The sequence below is a fragment of the uncultured Leifsonia sp. genome (assembly GCF_945957465.1).
Classification (GTDB): Bacteria; Actinomycetota; Actinomycetes; order Actinomycetales; family Microbacteriaceae; genus Leifsonia.
Genome location: NZ_CAMFLC010000104.1, coordinates 1 through 4314, shown reverse-complemented (window position 1 = coordinate 4314; position 4314 = coordinate 1). Strand labels below are relative to the sequence as shown.

Annotated in this window: 5 protein-coding genes; 2 read left to right on the top strand and 3 right to left on the bottom strand. The window is 69.9% G+C overall.

Features of this window, described 5'->3' with window-relative positions:
* The 3 genes from Q0Q23_RS19820 to Q0Q23_RS19810 all read right to left on the bottom strand — a co-directional run.
* Window positions 1-618 (bottom strand): cytochrome c oxidase subunit II (locus tag Q0Q23_RS19820; protein ID WP_295128454.1); only part of this gene is annotated, 618 nt, incomplete at its 3' end.
* 144 nt (window positions 619-762) lie between these two features.
* Entirely contained in the window at window positions 763-1119 is a 357-nt protein-coding gene (erpA, locus tag Q0Q23_RS19815) for an iron-sulfur cluster insertion protein ErpA (protein ID WP_295128451.1), read from the bottom strand.
* A 105-nt stretch (window positions 1120-1224) separates the two neighbouring features.
* Window positions 1225-2661 (bottom strand): dipeptidase, encoded by a 1437-nt coding sequence (locus Q0Q23_RS19810; protein WP_295128448.1) that lies wholly within the window; start codon window positions 2659-2661, stop codon window positions 1225-1227.
* Window positions 2662-2703: 42 nt separating this feature from the next.
* Here Q0Q23_RS19810 and Q0Q23_RS19805 point away from each other — a divergent pair, with 42 nt between their 5' ends.
* A complete protein-coding gene (locus tag Q0Q23_RS19805; RefSeq protein WP_295128445.1) occupies window positions 2704-3300 on the top strand; it encodes a DUF3043 domain-containing protein in 597 nt (198 codons plus the stop codon).
* Window position 3301: 1 nt separating this feature from the next.
* Entirely contained in the window at window positions 3302-4225 is a 924-nt protein-coding gene (locus tag Q0Q23_RS19800) for a ribonuclease HI family protein (protein WP_295128442.1), read from the top strand.
* The last annotated feature ends 89 nt before the right edge of the window (window positions 4226-4314 follow it).

Genomic DNA, 4314 nt, shown 5'->3' with positions numbered 1-4314 from the left:
CGCCGGCACCCAGAAGGAGTGGATCACGTCGCGCGAGTCGAGCTGGATCGTGATCTTCTTGTTCTCGGGGAGGTAGAGCGTGGGGATCTGGCTCTCTTGGACCGTGCCGGGCGCGGCGTTCGCGTCGTCGGGCTGAGCCTGGATTCCCGGGTCGTAGACGTTGTCGGTGACGTAGTTGAAGTCCCACGCCCACTGCTTGGCGTAGACCTGGATCTTGAGGTCGGGGTGCGCGTACGGCTGCTCGATGGCGTTCTGGTCGCGCGCGGTGAACGCGAAGAAGCCGAGCACCAGGATGAGCGGGACGATCGTGTAGAAGATCTCGATCGGCATGTTGTAGCGCAGCTGCACGGGGAGACCGGTCTGGCCTTTGCGGCGACGGTAGACGATGACCGCCCACAGGATGAGGCCCCACACCACGATTCCCACGATGAGGAGGACGATCCAGCTCGTCACCCAGAGGCCGCTGATGCGCTCGGTGTGGTTCGTGACGGGCTGCTCGCCCGCGACGAAGCCCGGCAGGAAGCCGTGGAGCTGGGCCTGCGTGCAGCCCGCGAGGACGATAGCGAGTGTCGCTGCGATCGGGATGGCAGCCCATCGGAGACGGCGATTGTGACGCACCGGTGACCTTTCGAGAGACTCGGGGACAGTTCACATGCAACTGTACGTGGCGTTCTCTACCCTACTCCGCCGGACACCCGGTTTCGAACACAAAGGGCCGCCCACACGGGGCGGCCCAGAGGTGTTTCCTGTGCTATGGAAGGCTCAGTGGAACGAGTCTCCGCAGGCGCACGAGCCCGTCGCGTTGGGGTTGTCGATGGTGAACCCCTGCTTCTGGATGGTGTCTTCGAAGTCGATGGTGGCGCCGTCCAGGTAGGGCACGCTCATCTTGTCGACGATGACCTCGACGCCGTCGAAGTCCACCGTCGCGTCTCCGTCGAGCATGCGCTCGTCGAAGTACAGCTGGTAGATCAGGCCGGAGCAGCCGCCGGGCTGGACCGCGACGCGCAGGCGCAGATCGTCGCGACCCTCCTGCTCGAGCAGGCTCTTGACCTTGCCTGCGGCGTTGTCGGTCAGGCCGACGCCGTGGGCCTTGGTCTCAGTCAGCGCTGTGTCGGTCATGGGGCTCCTCACACGTGGATCGGGTGTTCGATTGCGAAATCTGGGTCGATTGTACGTCTCCCGGACGGGAGATCGCTCAACGGTGACCGATCCGCCGGCCGGCGGTCAGCGCTGCCGGCGGTCGAGGCGGGCCAGCAGCAGGGCCTCCGCGAGGATCGCCCGCTTGAACACCCCGAGGTGCAGCGACTCGTTCGGGCTGTGGGCGCGGGTGTCCGGGTCTTCGACGCCGGTCACCAGGATCTGCGCGTCCGGGAACTCGCGCACCAGGTCGGCGATGAACGGGATGGACCCGCCGACGCCGGTCTCGACCGCCTCCCGGCCCCAGGCGTCCGCCATCGCCTGCTTCGCCTCCGTCGCGGCCCAGCCGGCCGTGTCGACGAGGAAGGCGTCGCCGGTGTCGACATCGCTGATGTCGATGTGGGACCCGAACGGCGCGTGGGCGCGCAGATGGCGCTCGAGCGCCGCATAGGCCTCCGAGGCGGGCTGCCCCGGCGCGACGCGGGCGCTCAGCCGCACGGCCACACTGGGGAGGAGTGTGTTGGAGGCGTCCACCACGCTCGGCGCGTCGATGCCGGTGATGGTCACCGTGGGCTGCGACCACATCCGCGACAGGATCGGCCCGGTGCCGATCGGCGTGACGCCGGGCAGCAGCGCGGCCTCCTCGCGGAACTGCTCCTCGCTCAGCGCCGGCGGCTCCGCGGCGTCGTCGTGCGACCGCATGCCCTCGACGGCGACCGAGCCGTTCTCGTCGTGCAGCGTCGCCAGCAGGGCGACGAGCGCGAGCATGGCGTCGGGAGCCGCTCCCCCGTACATGCCCGAGTGCGAGGCGTGCTCCAGGGTGGACACGGTGAGCTTGAAGGTCACGTTCCCGCGAAGCGAGACGGTCAGCGCCGGGGTGTCGACGTCGACGTTGTCCGAGTCGGCGACGACGATGACGTCCGCCTCGAGGGCTGCCTTGTTCTGCTCGAGGAAGTTCGCGAACGAGCGGGAGCCGAACTCCTCCTCGCCCTCGATGAAGACCGCCAGACCGAGATCGAAGTCGGGACCGAGGGCCTCGACCAGGGCGCGCACGCTCGCGACGTGCGACAGCACGCCCGCCTTGTCGTCGGCAGCGCCCCGGCCGTAGAGGCGGTCGCCGCGCACCGTCGGCTCGAACGGCGGGGTGTCCCAGTTCGCCGCGTCGCCCTGCGGCTGCACGTCGTGGTGCGCGTAGAGGAGCACGGTGGGGCGGCCGTTCCTCGCCGCCCGCGTGGCGAGCACGGCGGGCTGGCCGAGGGTGTCGCCGGCGATGGGCGCCTGCTTCACCTCGACGCTGTCGAACGCGCCCGTGTCGCGCAGCAGTCCCGCGACCGCGTCGGCGCTCGCGCGCACGTTCGCGGGGTCGTAGGCCGCCCACGACACCGAGGGGATGCGCACCAGGCGCGAGAGCTCGGCGATCGTGGAGGGCAGGCCGGTCTCGACGGCGGACCTGACGCGCGCTTCGACGGCGTCGGGCTCCTCCCCTGCGATTCGGCCGGAAGGAGTCTGCTGGGAGTCTGTCATGCGGGTAATCTTAAACGGACCACTGAAACGAAGGCGCAAGCGTTGGCGAAACGACAGAACCCGGCGGCCGAGGCGGAGACGCCCGCCGTCGAGACCCCCGAAGAGACCGCGGCCCGGCTCACGCAGGGCAAGGGCGCCCCCACGCCCACCCGCCGCGAGCAGGAGGCCGCCCGCAAGCGGCCGCTCGTGCCCACCGACCGCAAAGAGGCGGCTCGGGCGGCGCGCAGCAAGCAGGCCGAGGCCCGCGAGAAGGCCCGCATCGGGATGGCCGCGGGCGACGAGCGCTACCTGACCGCCCGCGACCGCGGTCCGCAGCGACGCTACGTGCGCGACTACGTGGATGCGCGGTTCAGCATCGGCGAGTTCCTCATCCCCGTGATGCTGCTGGTCATCGTGCTCAGCTTCCTGCCCTGGCAGTTCATGCAGCTCTGGGGCCTGGTCGCCCTGTGGGCCTTCTTCCTGATCGCCGTCCTCGACTGCATCGTCCTCGGCTTCATGGTCACCCGGAAGGTGGGCGAGAAGTTCGGCAAGACCAAGGTCGAGCGCGGCCTCCGGTGGTACGCCGCGATGCGGGCGCTCCAGCTGCGCGTCATGCGCCTGCCGAAGCCGCAGGTCAAGCGCGGCCAGTACCCCAGCTGACGTGACGATCGTCGCAGCGGCGGACGGCTCCGCCCTGGGTAACCCCGGCCCTGCCGGCTGGGCCTGGTACGTCGACGACGACCACTGGTCGGCGGGCGGCTGGCCTCACGGCACGAACAACATGGGCGAGCTGATGGCCGTCATCGATCTGCTGGAATCCACCGCCCACGTCGACGACGACCTCCGCATCCTGTGCGACAGCCAGTACGTCATCAACTCGGTCACCAAGTGGATGCCCGGGTGGAAGCGCAAGGGCTGGCGCAAATCCGACGGCTCCCCGGTGCTCAACCGTGAGCTGCTGGAACGCCTCGACCGCGCACTGCAGGGCCGCAGCTACCGGTTCGAGTGGGTCAAGGGCCACGCCGGTCACGATCTCAACGAAGCAGCCGATCTGCGCGCGCGAGCCGTCGCGACCGCCTATCGCGACGGCGACGCCATACCGATCGGGCCGGGATGGCCGGGAGCGGCGGTCCACGAGCCCGAGCCCGCGCTCGCGCGTCCGGCCCCGGCGGAGTCCGGCGGCGCGGCTCCCGCGGCCACGGCGGTGGAGTTCGACCTCTTCGACGACCTGCTGACCGCGGTGGAGACCGACGAAGAGGTCGTCGCACGGCTCGAGCGGGAACTCGTCGAGCCGTCCGTGAGGGCCGACGCGTCGCGCGTCGCAGCGCTGCTGCATCCCGACTTCGAAGAGATCGGCCGGTCCGGAACGCTGTGGGGCCGCGACGCGATCCTGGAGGTGCTGGCCGAAGAGGACGCGCCGGCGGCCGAGATCGCCGTGCTGGGAACCGAGCGGCTCGGTTCCGACGTCATCCTCCTCACCGCTCGAACGGTGGACGAGCGGGGGGCGAGCCTGCGCAGCTCAGTGTGGCTTCGCAGCGGAGGCCGCTGGCGCCTGCGCTTCCACCAGGGCACGCCGGAGGCGTAGCAGCCCGGTGTTGATCTGCCGCGCCCACAGCGGACCGCGGTAGAGGAACGCGGTGTAGCCCTGCACGAGAGTCGCGCCCGCATCGAGTC